The organism is Streptomyces sp. NPDC048516 (genome assembly GCF_043199875.1).
Classification (GTDB): domain Bacteria; phylum Actinomycetota; class Actinomycetes; order Streptomycetales; family Streptomycetaceae; genus Streptomyces.
Map to the genome: position 1 here is coordinate 58128 of NZ_JBICWS010000013.1, position 20741 is coordinate 78868.

The window sequence follows — 20741 nt, forward strand, 5'->3', positions numbered from 1 at the left end:
CAATTTTAGGGGCGTGGGCGGTTGTTAAGGGGTGTGACGGGCGTCAGATCGCGCCGTGCGGTGGCCGGATTCATGGTGTTGCTGTCAGGAGATCTCGCGTGCGCGGCGGGGCACACCGGTCGCGCGCTGTGCGGTGCGGGTGCCGCGCCCCGGGGTGCGTGCGTCGACGCCGTAGCGGTCCGTGCGTGTGGGATCCGCCACGGCCAGCGCCTTGTTGAGCGGCATCCCGGTGCGGCCGGCGAGCGCCAGCCGTTCCCGGACCTCGCGCGGGGTGCGCGGGCGGTAACCGGGCCCCGTACCGCAGCAGCCGCCGTGGAAGGTCAGTCCCGCACGCAGGACGGCCTCCAGAGCCCGCCAGCCTGCTGTGTCGCGCCGCCTGGGGACCGCCAGGTCGGCGCCCGCGTCGATCAGCTCGGCGCGGCACTGCGGGCAGCGGCCCGGTCCCCGTGAGGTCACCGTCTTCTTCCACGCGGCCCGGCAACCCAGGCACACGAAGTGCATCCGGCTGCTGTAAAAACACATCTGCGCAGCGTACGGCTGGTGACAAGGCCGTACCAAGCCAATTAAGGTGCGCCGACATACTCCGCGATGGATTGGATGGGGAGGCTCGCGTGCCCACGACCGAGAGCGCCGACAACGACCAGTTGTTCGTGCTGACGGCGGTGCTGCTGACGCCCGCGCAGTTCCCGAGCGTACTCGGCGACGACTACCCCGAGGTGTGTGCGGGCCTCGGCCTCGAACCGTACGCGGAGGGCTACGGGCTGGTCCTCGGTCAGGACAGTGACGGCGCGCGCTGGACCGTGGCGACGGAGGACGTGTCGCTGGTGGCCTGTGCGATCGCAGCCTGGGACTGCGGGATGGAGTACGACCTCTCCCCCGGGGAGCACAGCATCGTCGGGGCGCTTCCCGGCTGGCCGCTCTCGCTCGCGGTGGCGGCCCCGGGGGTGCCGCAGCCGCACGATCCGGAGCCACAGGAAGGCGACCCCGCGCCGCTCACGCCGCCGGATGCCGAGGAGTGGGGGCCTGCGCAACGGCGGCTCGGCGCGGACGAGATCGCCATGCAGTGGGCGGCGTGGCGCGAGCAGGTGGATGACGAGGACACCTTCGCCGAGCCGGGGGATCATGCACACAAGGGGGTGCGGAGGGTGCTGGAGGAGGCGCGCGGCTATGTGAGCGAGCCGCCGCCGCCCGGGCGGGTGCGGTCGTCGTTCGCGGCCGGTAAGGCGCGGACCCTGCGGGTCGACGGCCCTGGCTGGAGCATGGTCGCGCGTACCGATGACATTGCGTTCGTGCTGCTGGACGACGAACCGGGTGAGGTGCATCCGGTGGGGCGGGGGCCTGCGCTTCCCGCGCTGCTGTCGTCGCTCGACGAGTTGGCGGCGCGGCCGGTCTGAGGCGGACCGCTTCGGTGGACCGTTGCGCGAGGGGACGGGGGGGGAAGGACGGGACAGGGGGGACGGGACGGACGGCGGCGGGAGACGAAGGGAGACGCCGGAACGGGCCAAGGCCTCTTCCCTCCCGCCAGGGCCTGTGCCCCCTCCCGCCAGAGCCGTTCCCCTCCCACCAGGGCCCTTCCCCTTGCGCTGGGGCGAATGCGCCGCCGGTCCCGGTGCCGCGGGGCACGAGGAGGACGGACGGCGCGGCGCGGGAGTCCGCTCGGGCGCGGTCAGCGGCCGATCTGTTTGCGGCTGACGCGGCGGAGCCGGCGTCGTTGGGAGGAGTCGAGCGTCAGATACGCGACGGCCGGGACCCCGACCATGACCAAGAGGGCCGCCCAGAAGGGCAGCAGCCACAGCAGGATCACTCCCACCGCGACGCCGCCGACCGCGACCTTCGCCTGTGTGGACATCCTTCACGCCCCTTCCGCGGCCTGCGCCGCGCTCTGTGTACTCCATTGAACGCCGTTTTTGCGCAACAGGTTCCAGGTATCCGTGTGCCGTCCTGTACTCTCGGGCGCTTCAGACGCCAGTAGTCAAACTTGAGGAGCCATGTTCGGTGACACCACTCCCGGCGATCACGCCCGCTCGGATCTCCGCCCTGTCCCGCTGTGCGGCGGTTTTCCTGCCGTCGGATCCGCCACGTGCCGGGCGGGTGGCCTTCTGGCGCCCCGATGGCGGACCCGTGGAAGAGTCACACGGCGCGGACGGTGCGACGGACGGCGAAGGCGGGGCTCCGGGCGGCGACGGCGGCGCGGCGGACGGGGAGGGCGGGGCGGCGGAACGGCTGGCGGTGGTCCTGCCGGACGAGGGCGGCGGGGTATCCCTGTGCGAGGTCCCGGCGCTGGTCCTGTCGGTTGCCGAGGCGGTGCCGGTGCTCACCCGCGCGCGGGCCGCCCGGGGCACCCATCCGGCCGCCGCCTTCTGGGGGGCCGCGTCCGTGCTGGCGCTGCAGCTCGCGGCACGCGGCCGGCTGCTGCCGGGGGTGAGTCCCGGCGGGTATGACGCCTGGCGGCTGGGGCCGCTCGACCCGGTGGACGTCGAGCGGCTGCGCGATCTCGCCGCCGCGATGCCGCCGTACGCGCACGCCGTCCCGCTGCCGGATTCCGCACCGCCAAAGCTGCCGGACCCCGAGCGGCAGGTCCGGTCCTTCCTCGACGCGGTGGCGGACGGGCTGCCGCGCTCCCCCGGGGCGGCGCTGGTCACCGGAGCGCCGGCCTTCGCGGTGCAGGCACCGCAGCACATCCCCGAACAGCGCGCCTGGGCCGCGGAGGTCGCCGCGGGCCACGACGCGGGCGTACGGATCTCGCTGCGGGTGGAGGTGCGGGGCATGGAGGACGCGGGGAGCACCGAGACCTCGGGGGCCGCCCAGGCCACCCAAGCCACCCGGTCCAGCCACACCACCGAAAGCGCGGACCCCACGGACGGCCCCGACATCACCTTCACCGGCGTGCTCCAGCTGCACAGCCTCACCGACCCGACGCTGGTCGCCGATGCCGCCGAGGTGTGGGCGGGGGCGTCGCCCGCCGGGCAGGCCTTCGGGTCGCAGGCACGGATGGACACGCTGCTGGCGTTGCGTCGTGCGGCGGATGTCTGGGCGCCGCTCACGCCGTTGCTGTCCGCCGCGGTACCCGGGGCGCTGGATCTGGCCGAGGAAGAAGTCGCCGAACTGCTCGGTCCGGCCGGTCGTGCGCTGGCCTCCGCCGGGGTGCAGGTGCACTGGCCGAAGGACCTGGCGCGCCGGCTGACCAGCCGGGCCGTGGTGGGCTCGCCCGAGGCGGGCGACGGCAGCGGGTGGCAGAGACCGGAGTCGGGGCTGCCTTCGCTGTTGTCGGCGGATGCCTTGCTCTCCTTCAGCTGGCGGTTCGCGGTGGGCGGCCAGGAGGTGGACAGGAACGAGCTGGACCGGCTCGCCGAAGCGGGACGGCCACTGGTGCGGCTGCACGACCAGTGGGTGCTGATCGACCCGGAGGCGGTGCGGGCCGCCCGGGACCGGCCGGACCGTAAGATCACGCCGCTCGACGCGCTCGGCGCCGCGCTCACCGGATCCGCCGAGACCCCGGACGGCGACCGGGTGGAAGTGACGGCCTCCGGGTGGCCGGCCCGGCTGCGCGAGCTGCTCGCCGACCCGGAGACCAACGGTGCCGCACCTGTCCGGCAGCCGGCGGCGCTCACCGCGACGCTGCGCGACTACCAGGTGCGCGGACTCGGCTGGCTGCACCGGATGACGTCGCTGGGGCTGGGCGCCTGTCTCGCCGACGACATGGGGCTGGGGAAGACGATCACACTCATCTCCCTGCATCTGCACCGGCAGACCCACCCCGCCTCGGCCGGCCCCACACTGGTCGTGTGCCCCGCCTCCCTCATGGGCAACTGGCAGCGCGAGATCGAGAAGTTCGCGCCGGGCACGCCGGTGCGCCGCTTCCACGGCGGGCGGCGCAGCCTGGCCAAGCCGGCGGACGACGAGTTCGTGCTCACCACCTACGGAACGATGCGGCTCGACGCCGGGAAGCTGGCGCAGGTGGGCTGGGGGCTGGTCGTCGCCGACGAGGCGCAGCACGTCAAGAACCCCTTCTCCGCGACCGCCAAGGCACTGCGCACCCTGCCCGCCAAAGCCCGGGTGGCACTGACCGGCACCCCGGTGGAGAACAATCTGTCGGAACTGTGGGCGATCCTGGACTGGACGACGCCCGGATTGCTGGGGCCGCTCAGCCGGTTCCGGACGCGCTATGCGCAGGCCGTCGAGGGCGGTGCGGCGGCGTCCCCGGAGGCGGGCGCGGCGGCCGAGCGGCTTGCCCGGCTGGTGCGGCCTTTCCTGTTGCGCCGCCGTAAGTCGGATCCGGGGATCGCGCCGGAGTTGCCGCCCAAGACGGAGACCGACCGTGTGGTGGCGCTGACCAGGGAGCAGGCCGGGCTCTACGAGGCCGTGGTGCGCGAGGGGCTTGCTGAGATCGCCGGGACGGACGGGTTCGCCCGCCGCGGGCTGGTGGTCAAACTGCTGACCTCGCTCAAGCAGATCTGCAACCACCCCGCCCAGTACCTCAAGGAAGGCGGCGGCCCGGCGGACCGGGGGCAGGCGGCAGCAGCGGTGCGGATCGCGGGCCGTTCGGGGAAGGTCGAGCTGCTGGACGAACTGCTCGACACCGTCCTGGCCGAGGGTTCGAGCGTGCTGGTGTTCACTCAGTATGTGCAGATGGCGCGGCTGCTGGAGAGCCATCTGGCGGCGCGTGGGGTGCCCACGCAGTTCTTGCACGGCCAGACGCCGGTGGCCCGCCGCGAGGAGATGGTGCAGCGCTTCCAGGACGGCGCGACGCCGGTGTTCCTGCTGTCGCTGAAGGCGGCGGGTACCGGTTTGAACCTCACCCGGGCGTCGCATGTCGTCCACTTCGACCGGTGGTGGAATCCGGCCGTCGAGGCGCAGGCCACCGACCGCGCGTACCGCATCGGGCAGACCCGGCCGGTGCAGGTCCACCGGATCGTCACGGAGGGCACGATCGAGGACCGGATCGCCGACATGCTCGCCCGTAAGCAGCAGTTGGCCGACGCGGTGCTGGGATCCGGTGAGGCCGCGCTGACCGAACTCACCGACGCCGCGCTGGCGGACCTGGTCGCACTGCGAGGGAGTGAGCGATGACGAGGCCCGGAGGGGAAGAAGCGATGGACCCGGCCCAGGAGTTGTATCCCGACGAGAGGGAATCGGCGCAGGAGAGGCATCCGGACGGCAGGGACCCGGCGGCCGGTGAGCGGACGTTCGGCGCCTTGCCCCCGGCACGCGGGCGGGCCTTTGCGCGGAGTTGGTGGGGGCAGGCGTGGCTCAAGGCGCTGGAGGACACCGCGCTGGACGGCGAGCAGCTGAAGCTGGGCAGGCGGCATGCGCGGGCCGGTGCGGTCGGCGCGGTCTCGGTGCGTTGCGGCCGGATCACCGCGGTCGTCCAGGACCGCGACCATACGCGGCACCGGTCCGACGTCCTGTTGCAGCAGTTGGGCGTGGCGGACTGGGACCGCCTTCTCGACCTGGTCGCGGACCGGGCCGGGCATATCGCGGCGCTGCTGGACCGTGACATGCCGCCAGTACTCGTCGGGGACGCGGCAGCCGCCGGGATCGAACTGCTGCCGGGCATCGGTGACCTGGAGGCGGAGTGCAGCTGCGGCGCATGGGACCACTGCGCGCACACGGCCGCGCTGTGCTACCAGTTGGCCCGGCTGCTGGACCAGGATCCGTTCGTCCTGCTGCTGTTGCGCGGCCGGGGTGAGCGGGAACTGCTCGACGCCTTGCAGGCACGCAGCGCGGCGCGGGCGCAAGGGCCGGCGGGCGAGGCCGGAGCAGCGGGCAGAGGCGGGGCAGCGGGTGGGGACGGGGCGGCGGAGCGTCCCGGTTCGGGGGTGCCGGCGGTGGAGGCCTATGCGGCGCGCGACATTGTGCCGCCGCTGCCCGCGGCACCGCCGGTCGCCGCACCGGGCGTCCCGCCGGTGCTCGCCGGCGCCACCCCGCCCGCGCCCGGGGTGGCGGCGGCGGCGCTGGAGTTCCTGATCGGGGACGCGGCGGGGCGCGCCCGGGGGTTGCTGGCGGATGCGCTCTCCGCCGGGCATCCGGACGCCCCGCTGCAGCCGGTGCTCACCCCCGCTCAGGACGCGGTCCGGCTGGCGGCGGCCGGCCCCGGGGAGGCCATAGCGGCGCGGCTGGCGGCCGGTTCGGGGCGTGATGCGCGGGCGCTGTCGCTGGCCGTACGGGCCTGGGAACTGGGCGGCCCGGCCGGGCTCGCGGTCCTGGAGGAGGACTGGACACCGGAACCGGAGGAGCTGGCGCGGGCCACCGGGCGGCTCGCGGCCTCCTGGGAGGACGGCGAGGCCCGGCCGCGGCTGCGGGCCACCCGCAACCGGTGGACGGAGGCCGGCGGCGAGGTCCAGCTGCGCTACGGGCGGGACGGCCGCTGGTGGCCGTACCGCAGGGAGAGCGGGCAGTGGGCGCCCGCGGGCACGGCCACGGACGATCCGGCGAGCGCCTGGGCGGCGTTGTCGGCCGAGGGGTGAGGGGAGGGAGGGGGCGGAGCCCGGGGGTGCGGGGGAAGGGCCCGCCAGGGCGGCGGCGCGGGTCAACGCCCGCTGCTGACGGCTCAGTTCCGCCGCCGGGGTGGGCGCTGATTCCTGGTCCGGGCGGCCGGCCGGGCAGCACTCCCCCGGCGCTCCGGCCCCATCCTCCGCATCCGGCTGCGCCGTGCCGCCGCACATGATTCGCTGAACTGATCCCCCCACGGCCAGGCACGTCGCCCGCAGCAGGAGGACCAGTGACCGGCACCTCGCCGCACGCGCCGCACCACACGTCGTACGGACCGCCACCCCGGACCGCCGACGCACCGCCGATCCGCGCCGCCGACGCACCGCCACCCCGGAGCGCCCACGGTACGGACACCGCCGCACCCGCAACCCAGCGCGCAGACGGGACGGAGAACGCACCGCCGCCCCGGACCGCCGACGGGACGGAGAACGCACCGCCGCCCCGGACCGCCGACGGGACGGGCAACGCGCCGCACCACCCCGGCCAGGACCAGCACCCCCCGTACTACGAGGACCGCTCACCGGGAAGCGGGGCCCTGCCGCCGCGCGCCTGGTACCCGAGGTCGGATGCCGTCCGGCTCTCGCTGCACGGCCGCTGGCGGTTCCGGCTCTCGGCGAGCGCCACCGCCGAGGACGACTCGTTCGCCCGCCCGGACTTCGACGACGCGCACTGGCCCCAGCTGCGGGTGCCGGGCCACTGGGCGCTCCAGGGACGCTTCGCCTCGGAAGGCTCCTACGAGGGCCGCGGCACCGCGCAGCCGATCGGGGCACCCGCCTACACCAACACCGCCTACCCCTTCCCGGTCGATCCGCCGCGGGTGCCGGACGAGAACCCGACGGGCGATCACCGGCAGGTCTTCGATCTGCCCGGGGGATGGGGCGAGGGCCCCGCGGTGCTGCACTTCGCCGGGGTGGAATCCTGCGCCCGGGTCTGGCTCAACGGCCAGGAGCTGGGCCACTTCAAGGGCAGCCGGCTGCCGCACGAATTCGAGGTCGGGCCGCTGCTGCGGCCACGCGGCAATGTACTGGCGGTACGCGTCCACCAGTGGTCGTCGGGCAGCTATCTGGAGGACCAGGACCAGTGGTGGCTGCCCGGCATCTTCCGGGAGGTCTCGCTGCACCGCCGTCCGGCGGGGTCGGTTGCCGACCACTTCGTCCACGCCGGCTTCGATCACGTCACGGGCCGGGGCACCCTGCGGGTGGAGTCCGAGCCGGAAGGCCGGGTGACGGTCCCGGCCCTCGGCCTCGATCTGGCGACCGGTCAGAGCGCGACGGTGCCGGTACGCCCCTGGACGGCCGAAGCGCCGCACCTCTACGACGGGGAGCTGGTGACCTCCGGTGAACGGATCCCGCTGCGCATCGGATTCCGTACGGTCCGCGTCGAGGGCGGGCTGCTGAAGGTGAACGGACGCCGGATCCTGCTGCGCGGCGTCAACCGCCACGAGTTCCATCCGCGTTACGGACGGGCCCTCGACCCCGAGACGATGCGCCGCGATCTGCTGCTGATGAAGCAGCACAACATCAACGCGGTGCGCACCAGCCACTATCCGCCGCACCCCGCCTTCCTCGACCTGTGCGACGAGTTGGGCCTGTGGGTCGTCGAGGAGTGCGATCTGGAGACCCATGGGTTCGGCGGGCAGGGCTGGCGGGACAATCCGGTGGATGACGCGCGCTGGGAGCCGGCGTTGCTCGACCGGGCCCGGCGGATGGTCGAGCGGGACAAGAACCACCCCGCCGTCGTGCTGTGGTCGCTGGGAAACGAGTGCGGTACGGGGCGCGGGCTGTCCGCCATGGCCACCTGGATGCGCGAGCGCGACCCGTCCCGGCCGCTGCACTACGAGGGCGACCCCAGCTGCGCCGACACCGACGTCTACTCCCGGATGTATGCCGACCACGCCGAGGTGGAGCGCATCGGGCGGCGCGCCGAGGCGCCGCTGTCCGATCCGGAGCTGGATGCCCGGCGGCGTCAACTCCCCTTCCTCCTCTGCGAGTACGCGCACGCGATGGGGAACGGGCCGGGCGGGCTGAGCGAGTACCAACGGCTGTTCGAGCGCTATGCACGCTGCCAGGGCGGCTTCGTCTGGGAGTGGATCGACCACGGGCTGCGGCAACGGACGCCCGCCGGTGAGGTGTTCCACGCCTATGGCGGAGACTTCGGGGAGGAGTTGCACGACGGGAACTTCGTCTGCGACGGCCTGGTCTTCCCCGACCGGGTGCCCTCCCCGGGCCTGCTGGAGTTCAAGAAGGTCGTCGAACCGGTACGGATCGAGGCCGGGACAGACGAGACCGGGGACGGGGCAGGGACCGGTACCGGGACCGGGACCGACGAGGACGGCGGGGCGGGCGCGGTCCGGATCACCAATCTGTACGACTTCGCCGGCCTGGACCGCCTCGGCTTCCGGTGGAGCTACGAGGTGGACGGTCAGCTGCGCGGTCACGGCCGGCTCACGGTGCCGCCGTTGGGGCCCGGCGAGTCGGCCGTGGTGCGGCTGCCGGCGCCGCCGGTCGAGCCGGACGACAAGGACCACGAGAGCCACGCGGGCCACGAGGGGGACGAGGGCGAAGCGCTCTGGACGGTCCGGGCGGTGCTGGACGAGGACACCCCCTGGGCATCCGCCGGGCACGAGATCGCCTGGGGCCAGCTGCCGGCCGCCCCGCGCCCGGCCTTCACGCCCCCGGCGGCCACCGCCGCTCCGCGCCGTGGCGAGGGCAATGTGATCGTCCTCGGCGCTGGGACCTTCGACGCGGGGACGGGGGCGCTGGCCTATCTGGACGGGGTCCGGATCGGCGGCCCCCGGCTGGACGTCTGGCGGGCGCCGACCGACAACGATGAGGCCGCGCCCTGGCAGCCGGGGCCGCGGCCCGCCACCGAGTGGCGGCGGATCGGCCTGCACCGGATGCGGCACCGCGTCGATGCCGTCGAGACCGGTCCGGACACTGTGGTCGTACGGTCCCGGATCGCCCCGGCCGGGTCGCCGCTGGCACTGCGCACGGTCTACCGATGGACGGCTCAACGGGATCTGCTGCGGCTGGAGTTGTGCGTCGACCCCGAAGGCGACTGGCCGGTTCCGCTGCCCCGGCTCGGAGTGCGGATGCGGGTGTGCGGCAGCCTGGTCCTGGCCCGGTGGTTCGGCGGCGGGCCGGGCGAGGGCTATCCGGACACCCGGGCGGCCACCCGGGTCGGCCGCTGGTCGATGCCGGTGGATTCGCTGCAGACGCCGTATGTGCGGCCGCAGGAGAACGGTGCCCGGGCCGGCGTGCGCTGGGCCGAGCTGACCCGTTCGGACGGCTCGGGCCTGCGGATCGAGGGCGATCCGGACTTCTTCCTCACCGCCCGCCGGTGGACGACCGAGGAGCTGGCCGCGGCCCGCCACACCACGGATCTGCGGCCCGGCGAGGATCTGTGGCTCCATCTCGACCATGCGCAGCACGGCATCGGCAGCCAGTCGTGCGGACCGGGGGTGCTGCCGCAGCACCGGTTGGAGGTGGCGCCGGCGCGGTTCTCGTTCGTGTTCTCGTCGCTGGGCTGAACCCCGCGCCGACCGTGCGCCGGCCGCCGTGCCGTGGCGGCCGGCGCACCCCTGCCGCACGTCGGCGCCCCGCTGCGGCCAGGGGTGTTGTCACCGGCCGGCGATACGATCCGGGGTGAGGCGTGAGCACCCACGCGTCCCGCAGCACGAGAGGCTTTGCACCATGATCAGCACGTCCCCGCCGCTCGCCGGCGCCCTCGCCGCGGGGCCGGTCGTCCTCGACGGCGGGCTGTCCAATCAGCTGGAGGACGCCGGGCACGACCTCGGTGACGCGCTGTGGTCGGCGCGGCTGCTGGCCGAGGAGCCGGAGGCGGTGGTGCAGGCGCATCTGGCGTACTACGAGGCCGGGGCGCAGGTCGCGCTCACCTCCAGCTATCAGGCGACGTTCGAGGGGTTCGCGCAGCGCGGTATCGGTGCGGAGCGGGCCGCGGCACTGCTGGGCCGGAGCGTGGAGCTGGCCCGCGAGGCGGCCGGGCGGGCGCTGGCCGGCGGGGCTGCCGGGCCGCTGTACGTGGCCGCGTCGGCGGGCCCGTACGGGGCGATGCTGGCGGACGGGTCCGAGTACCGCGGCCGGTACGGCCTGTCGGTGGACGAGCTGGAGCGTTTCCACCGGCCGCGGCTGGAGGTGCTGGCCGCGGCGCGGCCCGATGTGCTGGCGCTGGAGACGGTGCCGGATGCCGAGGAGGCCCGGGCGCTGCTCCGGGCGGTACGCGGACTGGGTGTGCCGGCCTATCTGTCGTACAGCGTGGCCGGTGACCGCACCCGGGCCGGGCAGCCGCTGACGGAGGCGTTCGCAGTGGCGGCCGAGGCCGATGAGGTGATCGCGGTGGGGGTGAACTGCTGCACACCGGACGATGCGGACCGGGCGGTGCGGCTGGCGGCGCAGGTCACCGGCAAGCCGGTGGTGGTCTACCCCAACAGCGGGGAGAGCTGGGACGCGGGGGCGCGGGCCTGGTGCGGCGAGGCGGCGTTCCGCGCGGACCGGGTCGCCGCCTGGGCCGCGGACGGTGCCCGGCTCATCGGCGGCTGCTGCCGGGTGGGTCCGCAAGCCATCGCCGAGCTGGCGGCGGGGCTCGGCCGCTGAAGGGGCGGCCCGGGGGCGGCGGCCGGGGTGGCAGCAGCGGCGCGTGAGCGGCGGCCGGGGCGCCGGCACGGGCGTGTGAGCGGCGGCCGGGCGCGGGCCCTGCCGCCCGTTCACGGTCCCGGATGCGGGCCGAAGGCGTTACACAGACGCAACCGCCGCGGCGGCGACAGAGCCCAGGACCGGTGGCAGGATGCAGCCACATCGCAGCACGCACGGCTTGGTTGATGTTCATCCTGCCCCTGGAGGGCCTGTGTCCGCTCGCTCCGCGTTGCCTGTCATAGCCGTCGCCGCAGCCACAGCCGTCGCCGTTCTGGCGGGGTGCAGCAGCACCACGTCCGGCGGGAAGAAGGGTTCCGGTGGCCTGGAACTGGTCTCCTCCGGGACCTTGAAGACCTGCACCCACCTTCCCTACGCGCCGTTCCAGGTGAAGAAGGACGGCAAGGTCGTCGGGTTCGATGTGGATCTGGTGGACCTGGTCGCCAAGGGACTGGGCGTCAAACAGGAGATCGTCAACACCCCCTTCGAAGGCATTGAGACCGGCCAGGATTTCACGATCCGCAAATGCGATCTGGCCGCCGCCGGTATGACGATCACGTCCGCGCGGGACAAGGTCATGGATTTCTCCGACCCGTATTTCAATGCCACTCAGGCGCTGCTGACGAAGAAGGGCAAGCCCTTCAAGAAGGTCGAGGACCTCAAGGGCAAGAAGCTCGGCTACCAGAAGGCCACCACCGGCGGGATCTACGCCAAGAAGCACGGCAAGGGCGTCGAGCTGGTGGAGTTCGAGGATCTGGGGCTGCTGCTGACCGCCGTGAAGTCCGGCCAAGTCGATGCCGGCATCAATGACAACGGTGTGCTCTTCGACTATGTGAAGCAGAACCCGGACACCGCGGTCACCGCGGAGTTCAATACCGGTGAGCACTACGGCATCGGTGTGCGCACGGGGAACGACGCACTGCGGACGAAGATCAACGCAGCGATCAAGAAGGCGAAATCCGACGGGAGTTACGACCGGATCTACAAGAAGTGGTTCGGCACCACCCCGCAGAGCTGAGGACCGCCGTCATGTCTCTGTCGAAACGACAGCGCGCCCGGGTGATCCGCGGCGTGCAGTACGGCGTGCTGGTCCTGGCCGTGGTGGTCTTCGCGCTGATCGCCGACTGGCATCAGCTGCGGATGGCGTTCTTCGACGTGGAGGTCGCGAAGGCGCTGTTCCCCGACATCATCACCACGGCGCTGGTCAACACCGTCCTCTACACCCTGCTCGGCTTCGGTTTCGGTCTGGCGCTGGGACTGGTGCTCGCCCTGATGCGCCTCTCCTCGGTGCCGCCCTACCGCTGGATCGCGGTCACCTATATCGAGTTCTTCCGCGGGATTCCCTGTCTGCTGGTGTTCATCGCGCTCGGCTTCGGTGTGCCGCTGGCCTTCGAGGTCGCACTCGATATGAACGTCACGGTCATGCTGTCGCTCGGGCTGGTGGGCGCGGCGTATATGGCGGAGACCATCCGGGCCGGTATTCAGGCGGTCCCCAAGGGCCAGACGGAGGCGGCGCGCTCCCTGGGGATGTCGCACGGCCGGGCGATGATCTCGATCGTCATTCCGCAGGCGTTCCGTATCGTGCTGCCGCCGCTGACCAATGAACTGATCCTGCTCACCAAGGATTCCTCGCTGGTGTATCTGCTGGGGCTCTCCCTCACCCAGTTCGAGCTGGCCAACTTCGGGCGCGATGCGCTCAATGAGCACAAGAGCCTGACCCCGATCCTGATCGCCGGGCTGCTCTATCTCGTGATCACCCTCCCGCTCGGCCAACTGGTCCGTCGGCTGGAGGCCCGTACGGCGAAGGCCAGGTGAGCGGCGTGACGACCGACCAGGCGGTACCGGGGACGACGGACGCGAAGGCCATCGACGTACAGGGCCTGCGCAAGGCGTTCGGTGAGCTGGAGGTGCTGCGCGGGATCGACTTCTCGGTGGCGCGCGGCGAGGTGGTGTGTGTCATCGGGCCCTCGGGGTCCGGGAAGTCGACCTTGCTGCGCTGTGTGAATCTGCTGGAGGAGCCGAGCGCGGGCCGGGTCATGGTGGCCGGCACCGAGGTGACCGACCCGGACGTGGACATCGACCGGGTCCGGCAGCGGATCGGGATGGTCTTCCAGGCCTTCAACCTCTTTCCGCATCTGACCGCGCTGGAAAACCTGACGATCGCCCAGCGGCGGGTGCTGCGCCGCGACCGGGACGAGGCGGAGCGGATCGCCCGCGCCAACCTCGAACGGGTCGGGCTCAGTGACAAGGCGACCGCCTATCCGGCGCAGTTGTCCGGCGGGCAGCAGCAGCGGGTGGCCATCGCCCGTGCGCTGTCCATGGACCCCGAGCTGATGCTCTTCGACGAGCCGACCTCGGCGCTGGACCCGGAGCTGGTCGGCGATGTGCTGGCGGTGATGCGGGCGCTGGCGCAGGAGGGGATGACGATGCTCGTCGTCACCCACGAGATGAGCTTTGCGCGGGAGGTCGCCGACCGGGTGGTGTTCATGGATGGCGGGGTGATCGTCGAGCAGGGCACTCCGGAGCAGGTGGTGGGCGCCCCTCGGCACGAGCGGACCAGGACGTTCCTGGCGCGGGTGCTGGATCCGGCCGCCGCCGAGGTGGGTGAGGTCACGGACACCGGCGCGGCGGGCAAGCGCATCGATCGCTGACCTACCGCTGCCGTCGGAGGTCGTGGGCGGGCGCCGGCGGGTGTCGGCATGCGGCTCTCGAAGCCGCCGTCACCGGTGCCGGCCGGGCCAAGCCCCATCTGAACCGTCCCGCCCGTGAACACCGCCTGCGACAGGCAGCAGCCACCTACGGCTCGGAGGTTTTCTGTGTTCACCGACCTGCCCCTGGACGAGTTGCACAACTACCGCCCGCCGCGCCCCGAGCCGGCCGGTTTTGACGCCTTCTGGCAGCGCACCCTCGACGAAGCCCGTGCCCATGACCTCGATGCACGCTTCACCGAGGTCGACGCGGGGCTGACGCTGCTGCGCACCCATGATGTGACGTTCTCCGGCTTCGGCGGGCACCGTATCCGCGGCTGGTTCCTCTTCCCGCGCGCGGCCGGCGGGCCGCTGCCGTGCGTCGTGCAGTACCTCGGGTACGGCGGCGGCCGGGGGGCGGTGCACGACTGGCTGCTGTGGCCTTCCGCGGGGTACGCCGCCTTCGTCATGGACACCCGTGGGCAGAGCGGCCCCAACCGGCCCGGTGACACCCCCGATCCGGTCGGCTCCGGCAATCCGGGTGTGCCCGGCAAGATGACCCAGGGGCTGCTCGATCCCGAGGGCTACTACTACCGGCGGCTGTTCACCGACGCCGTACGGGCCGTGGAGGCGGCGAGGGGGCACGAGGCGGTGGACGCCGGCCGGATCGTGGTCGCCGGCGGCAGTCAGGGGGGTGCCGCCGCGCTGGCGACGGCGGGGCTGGTCCCCTCTCTGGCGGGGGCGTTGATCGATGTGCCGTTCCTGACCCACATCCGCCGGGCCGTCGACCTCACGGATTCCGGGCCGTACGGGGAGCTCACCCGCTACTTCGCGGGGGCCCGCGGCCATATCGACACCGCCTTGCGCACCCTGGACCACTTCGACGGCCTGAACTTCGCGGCCCGCGCCACCGCGCCCGCGCTCTTCGGCACGGCATTGCGGGACGAGGTGGTGCCGCCGTCCACCGGCTTCGCCGCACACCACCACTACGCGGGCGAGAAGGAGCTGAAGGTGTGGCGGTTCAATGCCCATGAGGGAGGTGGCGGCGAGCAGCGGGCGGCCGAAATAGCCTTTGTGCGCCGGCTGTTCGGCGGCTGAGTCTTCCGGCCGCCCGGTCCGGCCGGAAGGCGCCGGGCCAGGTCGGCCGGAAGGCGCGCCGGGCCAGGTCGGCCGGATGGGGCCGGGCCGGTCGGATGGGGCCGGGCCGGTCGGCGGTTCTCAGACGGTCCCCAGCAGGTGCTCCAGCGCGAGCTGGTCCAGATGCTCGAAGGCCATCCCGCGGGCGGCCGCCGCCTCGGCGTCGAAGTTCTCATAGGCGGTGCCGTCGGCGAGCAGCCCGGCGAGGCCGTCCTCGGCGGTGGGCCGGCTCAGCTGGTCCAGGCGCGCGGCGTGCAGCGCGTCCTGGACGGCCGGGTCGGCGCGGAAGGCCGCGGCGCGCTCCCTGAGGATCAGATAGTTGCGCATACAGCCGGCCGCCGAGGTCCAGACGCCGTCCAGGTCCTCGGTACGCGGCGGCTTGAAGTCGAAGTGCCGCGGCCCGTCGTATCCGGCCGTCTCCAGCAGGTCGACCAGCCAGAAGGCGGACCGCAGATCGCCCGCGCCGAAGCGCAGGTCCTGGTCGTACTTGATCCCGCTCTGGCCGTTGAGGTCGATGTGGAAGAGCTTGCCCGCCCACAGCGCCTGGGCGATGCCGTGCGGGAAGTTGAGCCCGGCCATCTGCTCGTGCCCCACCTCGGGGTTCACGCCGTAGAGCTCCGGGCGCTCCAGCCGCTCGATGAAGGCGAGGGCGTGGCCGACGGTGGGCAGCAGGATGTCGCCGCGCGGCTCGTTGGGCTTGGGTTCGATGGCGAACCGCAGGTCGTAGCCCTGCTCGACGACGTACTGGCCCAGGAGGTCGAAGGCCTCCTTCATCCGGTCCAGGGCGGCCCGTACGTCCTTGGCCGCGCCGGACTCCGCGCCCTCCCGGCCGCCCCAGGCGACATAGGTGCGGGCGCCCAGCTCGGCGGCGAGATCGATATTGCGGAGCGTCTTGCGCAGGGCGTAACGGCGGACGTCGCGGTCGTTGGCGGTGAAGGCGCCGTCCTTGAAGACGGGGTGGGTGAAGAGGTTGGTGGTGGCCATCGGCACGATCAGGCCGGTGGCGTCCAGCGCCTTCCGGAAGCGGGTGACGGCCGCCTGGCGCTCGATGTCCCCAGCCCCGGACGGGATCAGATCGTCGTCGTGGAAGGTGACGCCCCACGCGCCGAGGCCGGCGAGGCGGTGGACCGATTCGACGGGGTCCAGGGCGCGGCGGGTGGCATCACCGAACGGGTCACGGCCCTGCCAGCCGACGGTCCACAGACCGAAGCTGAACTTGTCCTCGGGCACGGGCTGGTGACTCATCGCGACTCCCGGTGATTTCGTCAACGCACTTTACAAATTACGCCGCGGCCAAACTAATATGCGGCAGCACGCCGGGGAACCCCCTGGACCCAGGCCGTGGAGCAGGGCCACCGAGGGAGAGAGTGCACGATGGGCACACAGTCAGCGGGACCGCTGGTCGTCGGGGTGGACAGCTCGACACAGTCCACCAAGGCGCTGGTCGTGGACGCGGCGACCGGTGCCGTCGTCGCCCGGGGGCAGGCGCCGCACACGGTCGGCGGCGGCGACGGCAAGGAGAGCGACCCCGCGCAGTGGTGGCGGGCGCTGGGCGAGGCGCTGGCGCAGTGCGGCGACGCGGCGCGGCAGGCCTCGGCGGTGTCCGTCGGCGGACAGCAGCACGGGCTGGTCACCCTGGACGCGGCCGGTGAGCCGGTGCGCCCCGCCCTGCTGTGGAACGACGTCCGTCCCGCGCCCCAGAGCGAGCGGCTGATCGCGGAGCTGGGCGGCGCGCGGGCCTGGGCCGAGCGGGTGGGGAGCGTGCCGGGGCCGGCGCTCACCGTGGCCAAGTGGGCCTGGCTGCGGGAGCACGAGCCGTCCGCGGCCGCCGCCACCGCCGCGGTGCGGTTGCCCCACGACTACCTCACCCAGCGCCTGACCGGCGAGTCGGTCACCGACCGCGGCGATGCGTCCGGGACGGGCTGGTGGGCGTCGTCCACCGGGGCCTACGACCCGGAGATCCTGGAACACGTCGGGCTGTCCCCCGAGGCGCTGCCGCGGGTGGCGCTCCCTGGCGAGGCCGCCGGGACGGTGCACGCCGGTGATTTGCCGTTGCCGCAGGGCGCGTTGGTGGCTGCCGGGACGGGAGACAACATGGCCGCCGCCCTCGGGCTGGGCCTGCGTCCCGGGCAGCCGGTGCTGAGCCTGGGCACTTCGGGGACGGTCTATGCGGTCTCCACCCACCGGCCCGCCGACCCGACCGGCACCGTGGCGGGGTTCGCCGATGCCCGCGGCGACTGGCTGCCGCTGGCCTGCACCCTGAACTGCACCCTCGCCGTGGACCGGGTGGCGGGACTGCTGGGGCGCGAGCGGGAGGCCGTGGAAGGGGGCGGCGAGGTGGTGATGCTGCCGTTCCTCGACGGGGAGCGCACCCCGAACCTGCCGGGTGCCTCGGGCCTGGTCCACGGGCTGCGGCACGACACCACCGCCGGGCAGTTGCTCCAGGCGGCGTACGACGGCGCGGTGTTCGCGCTGCTGCAGGCCCTGGACCGGGTGCTGGACGCGGATGCCGCGCCCGATACGCCGCTGCTGCTGATCGGCGGCGGAGCGAAGGGCCGGGCCTGGCGGGAAACCGTCCGCCGGATGTCGGGCCGCCCGGTGGTGGTGCCCGAGGCGCAGGAGCTGGTGGCGCTCGGCGCGGCGGCGCAGGCGGCCGGGCTGCTGCTGGAGGAGGACCCGGCGGCGGTGGCCCGTCGTTGGGGGACGGCGCGCGGCGCGGAGTACGAGGCGCAGCCGCGGGACGGCGCCGCCTGGGACCGGCTGGCGGCGACGCTCGCCGACGGCGAGGCACTGCTGCGGCGGTGACCGCGCCACCGCAGTCGTCCACCGGGAGGGACCGCGCTCCCGCCCGCACCCCGAGGAGACCCCTGTGACCGAGCCCGGCGGCGACACCCAGCACGGCATCCGGCGGCGGAATCTGGTCCGGGTGCTGCGGACCGTGGCCGCGCAGGGGCCGCTCTCGCGTCCTGCGGTCGCGGCGCGGATCGGGCTGACCCGGGCGGGGGTGGCCCCCCTGGTCGACGAGTTGCTGCGGGCGGGCCTGCTGGTGGAGGCGGGGCGGGCGGCCACCGGTGGCCGGGGCCGGCCGGGCAGCGAGCTGGCGGTCAGCGACCGTGGCCCGGCCGGGCTCGGTGCCGAGATAGGCGTCGATCATCTGGCGGTGTGCGCGGTCGATCTGCGCGGGCAGGTCCGGGCCCGGGTGGCGGCCGGTGCGGCGAACCGGCACAGCGCTCCCGGGCCGGTGCTGCGGCGGCTGTCCACGCTGCTCGCGGAGGTGACCGACGCGATCGCCGCCGAGGGGCTGCGGCCGGCCGGGCTGGCGGTGTCCGTACCCGGTCTGGTGGCCCGCGGTGCGACGACCGTGCTGCACGCCCCCAACCTCGGCTGGCGGGCCGCCGATCTCGCACCGGGGCTTGCCGGGGCGACGGCCCCGCGGGACGGCTCCCCGGCCCTTCCGCTCACCGTAGAGAACGAGGCCAACCTCGGTGCGCTGGCCGAACTGCGGCTGGGCGGGGGCGACTCACGGCCGGGCCCGCCCCCGGACTTCGTGCATGTGTCGGCGGAGATCGGTATCGGTGCCGCGGTCGTCGTGGACGGTCAACTGCTGCGGGGGGCCCGGGGGTTCGCGGGCGAGCTGGGGCATGTGCCGGTGTATCCGGACGGCCCGGTGTGCGACTGCGGCGGCCGGGGCTGTCTGGAGCAGTACGCCGGGGAAGAGGCCGTGCTGCGCGCGGGCGGGCTCGTCCCCGGGCGGGCGGCGGCCGCTCATCCGGGACCGGGTGCCCGTACCGGACTGCTGGCGCGGCGTGCCGCCGACGGGGACACGGCCGTCGTACGGGCGTTGCACGAGGCGGGGACGGCGCTCGGTATCGCGCTCGCCGGGGCGGTCAATCTGCTCGATCCCCGGGCGGTGGTCCTCGGGGGCGCGCTGGCCGGGCTGGCGCCTTGGATTCTGCCGTCCCTGGAGCGGGAGTTGGCGCTGCGCACGGCCGTCGCGGCGGATCCCGGGCGGACCGGCGGGCCGTTGGTGACGGTGTCCCGCCTGGGCGCGGACGGACCGCTGCTGGGGGCCGCGCACGCGGCGCTGCAGGCCGTGCTGGACGATCCACTCCGCTCCTGCGCCCCGGCACACTCTCCCCGGAATGGAACCCGCTAAACCTATCCATGGAAAGAGAATTCCATGCCACTCCATCGAGCGATTGTGTCGATAAAAACAGCACCACTATCTTCGGTTCGGCGGGCTGCCGCGGAACTCCCGTGAAAGGGTGCTTCGGAGGCGGTCCGCATCGCGCCCTCCGAAGAGACAGGTGGCATTGTGACGATTGCCGACGAATCACTGCCCGGCAGTGCGGAAGAAGCTCAGAATTCCAGTCTGAGTACCACCGCCGCGCGGAATCTGGCGACCACCACCAAGACCGCGCCGCAGATGCAGGGCATCACTTCCCGCTGGCTGCTGCGGCTGCTGCCCTGGGTGCAGGTGTCCGGTGGCACCTACCGGGTGAACCGCCGGCTGACGTACACCCTGGGCGACGGGCGCATCGATTTCGATATCAGCGGCAGCGATGTCTCGATCATCCCCGACGAGCTGCGCGAGCTGCCGGCCCTGCGGGACTTCACCGATACCGAGGTACTGGCCGCGCTCGGCGAGCGGTTCACCCAGCAGGACTACGCACCCGGTGAACTGATCGCCGAGGCGGGTACCCCGGGCGACCGGCTCGTGCTGATCGCACACGGCCGGGTGGACCGTATCGGTACCGGCAAATACGGCGACGAGTCGGTGCTCGAGGCGCTGGCCGGCGGCGATCACCTCGGCGACGCGCCGCTGACCGACCCCGGGGCAACATGGGAGTTCAGCTATCGCGCGGTGACCCGGGTGACCGTGATGGCGCTGTCCCGGCAGGCCGTGGCGGAGATCACCGACCGCTCCCCCGGCCTGCGCGACCATCTGGCGGAGGCCGGGCAGGACGCCGCACTGCCGACGAACACCACGGGGGAATCGGCGGTCTCCATCACCTCGGGCCACCACGGCGAGCCGTCCCTCCCCGGTACCTTCGTCGACTACGACGTAACGCCGCGGGAGTACGAACTCAGCGTCGCGCAAACGGTGTTGCGCGCCCACAGCCGGGTCGGCGACCTCTACAGCGACCCGATGAACCAGGTCGAGGAGCAGCTGAAGCTGACCGTCCAGGCGCTGCGCGAGCGCCAGGAACACGAGATGATCAACAACCCCGGCTTCGGGCTGCTGCACCACGCCGACCTCAAGCAGCGCATCCACACCCGCACCGGCCCGCCCACCCCCGACGACCTCGACGACCTGCTGGCGACGGTGTGGAAGGACCCGGGCTTCCTGCTCGCCCATCCCCTCACGATCGCCGCGATCGGGCGGGAGTGCAGTGCCCGCGGTCTGTATCCGGCCGCGGTCGATTTCATGGGGCATTCGCTGCCGTCGTGGCGCGGGGTACCGATTTTCCCGTGCAACAAGATTCCGGTGACGAAGGAGCGGACGAGTTCGATTCTGCTGCTGCGCACCGGCGAAGAAAAGCAGGGAGTTGTCGGTCTGCACCAGACCGGAATTCCTGATGAATACGAGCCGAGCCTTTCGGTGCGTTATATGGGACTCGACGATCGCGCAGTTATCAAATATCTCGTCAGCGCCTACTATTCGGCGGCCATTCTCGTGCCGGATGCGCTGGGCGTTCTCGACGACGTACAGATCGGCCACTGACCGGCCCGCACAACGTCACGGCGCGCCCGCGGGCGGCCCGATCCCCGCCCG

The 20741-nt window shown here is 72.9% G+C and carries 15 protein-coding genes; 12 read left to right on the forward strand and 3 right to left on the reverse strand.

Annotated features, from left to right (window positions below):
* Nucleotides 1-84 precede the first annotated feature (84 nt).
* Nucleotides 85-522: a hypothetical protein gene (locus ACGFR7_RS24700; protein ID WP_393323153.1), complete on the reverse strand. Its 438-nt coding sequence runs from the start codon at nucleotides 520-522 to the stop codon at nucleotides 85-87.
* A gap of 89 nt (nucleotides 523-611) precedes the next feature.
* Here ACGFR7_RS24700 and ACGFR7_RS24705 point away from each other — a divergent pair, with 89 nt between their 5' ends.
* Entirely contained in the window at nucleotides 612-1394 is a 783-nt protein-coding gene (locus tag ACGFR7_RS24705) for a hypothetical protein (protein WP_393323156.1), read from the forward strand.
* Between the two features lie 272 nt (nucleotides 1395-1666).
* On the opposite strand, the gene ACGFR7_RS24710 is transcribed toward ACGFR7_RS24705, so the two are convergent.
* Nucleotides 1667-1849, reverse strand: coding sequence for a hypothetical protein (locus tag ACGFR7_RS24710; protein ID WP_030077786.1), 183 nt, complete (start codon nucleotides 1847-1849; stop codon nucleotides 1667-1669).
* Nucleotides 1850-1995: 146 nt separating this feature from the next.
* Here ACGFR7_RS24710 and ACGFR7_RS24715 point away from each other — a divergent pair, with 146 nt between their 5' ends.
* The 8 genes from ACGFR7_RS24715 to ACGFR7_RS24750 all read left to right on the forward strand — a co-directional run bounded on the left by ACGFR7_RS24715 (nucleotide 1996) and on the right by ACGFR7_RS24750 (nucleotide 14926).
* Nucleotides 1996-5070 (forward strand): DEAD/DEAH box helicase, encoded by a 3075-nt coding sequence (locus ACGFR7_RS24715; RefSeq protein ID WP_393323158.1) that lies wholly within the window; start codon nucleotides 1996-1998, stop codon nucleotides 5068-5070.
* Nucleotides 5067-6467, forward strand: coding sequence for an SWF or SNF family helicase (locus ACGFR7_RS24720; RefSeq protein ID WP_393323161.1), 1401 nt, complete (start codon nucleotides 5067-5069; stop codon nucleotides 6465-6467). The genes ACGFR7_RS24715 and ACGFR7_RS24720 overlap by 4 nt, the downstream gene beginning before the upstream one ends.
* 254 nt (nucleotides 6468-6721) lie before the next feature.
* A complete protein-coding gene (locus ACGFR7_RS24725) occupies nucleotides 6722-10021 on the forward strand; it encodes a glycoside hydrolase family 2 TIM barrel-domain containing protein (RefSeq protein WP_393323164.1) in 3300 nt (1099 codons plus the stop codon).
* A 163-nt stretch (nucleotides 10022-10184) separates the two neighbouring features.
* Nucleotides 10185-11105, forward strand: a complete 921-nt coding sequence (gene mmuM, locus ACGFR7_RS24730) for a homocysteine S-methyltransferase (RefSeq protein ID WP_393323166.1) — start codon at nucleotides 10185-10187, stop codon at nucleotides 11103-11105.
* Nucleotides 11106-11355: 250 nt separating this feature from the next.
* Entirely contained in the window at nucleotides 11356-12159 is an 804-nt protein-coding gene (locus tag ACGFR7_RS24735) for a basic amino acid ABC transporter substrate-binding protein (protein ID WP_393323169.1), read from the forward strand.
* Nucleotides 12160-12170: 11 nt separating this feature from the next.
* Nucleotides 12171-12956 (forward strand): amino acid ABC transporter permease, encoded by a 786-nt coding sequence (locus tag ACGFR7_RS24740; protein ID WP_129298223.1) that lies wholly within the window; start codon nucleotides 12171-12173, stop codon nucleotides 12954-12956.
* Nucleotides 12953-13792 carry an amino acid ABC transporter ATP-binding protein gene (locus ACGFR7_RS24745; RefSeq protein WP_393323172.1) on the forward strand — a complete coding sequence of 280 codons (840 nt, stop codon included), beginning with the start codon at nucleotides 12953-12955 and terminating at the stop codon, nucleotides 13790-13792. The genes ACGFR7_RS24740 and ACGFR7_RS24745 overlap by 4 nt, the downstream gene beginning before the upstream one ends.
* A 165-nt stretch (nucleotides 13793-13957) precedes the next feature.
* Nucleotides 13958-14926 (forward strand): acetylxylan esterase, encoded by a 969-nt coding sequence (locus tag ACGFR7_RS24750; protein ID WP_393323175.1) that lies wholly within the window; start codon nucleotides 13958-13960, stop codon nucleotides 14924-14926.
* A gap of 120 nt (nucleotides 14927-15046) precedes the next feature.
* On the opposite strand, the gene xylA is transcribed toward ACGFR7_RS24750, so the two are convergent.
* Complete coding sequence (gene xylA / locus ACGFR7_RS24755) at nucleotides 15047-16210, reverse strand: xylose isomerase (protein ID WP_393323178.1); 1164 nt, start codon at nucleotides 16208-16210, stop codon at nucleotides 15047-15049.
* 129 nt (nucleotides 16211-16339) lie between these two features.
* Here xylA and xylB point away from each other — a divergent pair, with 129 nt between their 5' ends.
* From xylB to ACGFR7_RS24770, 3 genes are all read left to right on the forward strand, one after another.
* Nucleotides 16340-17770: a xylulokinase gene (gene xylB / locus ACGFR7_RS24760; protein WP_393323180.1), complete on the forward strand. Its 1431-nt coding sequence runs from the start codon at nucleotides 16340-16342 to the stop codon at nucleotides 17768-17770.
* Nucleotides 17771-17834: 64 nt separating this feature from the next.
* Nucleotides 17835-19121, forward strand: coding sequence for an ROK family protein (locus tag ACGFR7_RS24765; RefSeq protein ID WP_393323183.1), 1287 nt, complete (start codon nucleotides 17835-17837; stop codon nucleotides 19119-19121).
* A gap of 156 nt (nucleotides 19122-19277) precedes the next feature.
* The gene (locus ACGFR7_RS24770; RefSeq protein ID WP_393323530.1) at nucleotides 19278-20690 is read left to right on the forward strand and encodes a family 2B encapsulin nanocompartment shell protein; all 1413 of its coding nucleotides are present in this window, start codon (nucleotides 19278-19280) and stop codon (nucleotides 20688-20690) included.
* Nucleotides 20691-20741: the final 51 nt, after the last annotated feature.

Coding starts and splice junctions, on each gene's coding strand:
- ACGFR7_RS24720 (WP_393323161.1), top strand. CDS start 5,067: ATGACGAGGCCCGGAGGGGAAGAAGCGATGGACCCGGCCCAGGAGTTG.
- xylA (WP_393323178.1), bottom strand. CDS start 16,210: ATGAGTCACCAGCCCGTGCCCGAGGACAAGTTCAGCTTCGGTCTGTGG.
- ACGFR7_RS24710 (WP_030077786.1), bottom strand. CDS start 1,849: ATGTCCACACAGGCGAAGGTCGCGGTCGGCGGCGTCGCGGTGGGAGTG.
- ACGFR7_RS24700 (WP_393323153.1), bottom strand. CDS start 522: ATGTGTTTTTACAGCAGCCGGATGCACTTCGTGTGCCTGGGTTGCCGG.
- xylB (WP_393323180.1), top strand. CDS start 16,340: ATGGGCACACAGTCAGCGGGACCGCTGGTCGTCGGGGTGGACAGCTCG.
- ACGFR7_RS24740 (WP_129298223.1), top strand. CDS start 12,171: ATGTCTCTGTCGAAACGACAGCGCGCCCGGGTGATCCGCGGCGTGCAG.
- mmuM (WP_393323166.1), top strand. CDS start 10,185: ATGATCAGCACGTCCCCGCCGCTCGCCGGCGCCCTCGCCGCGGGGCCG.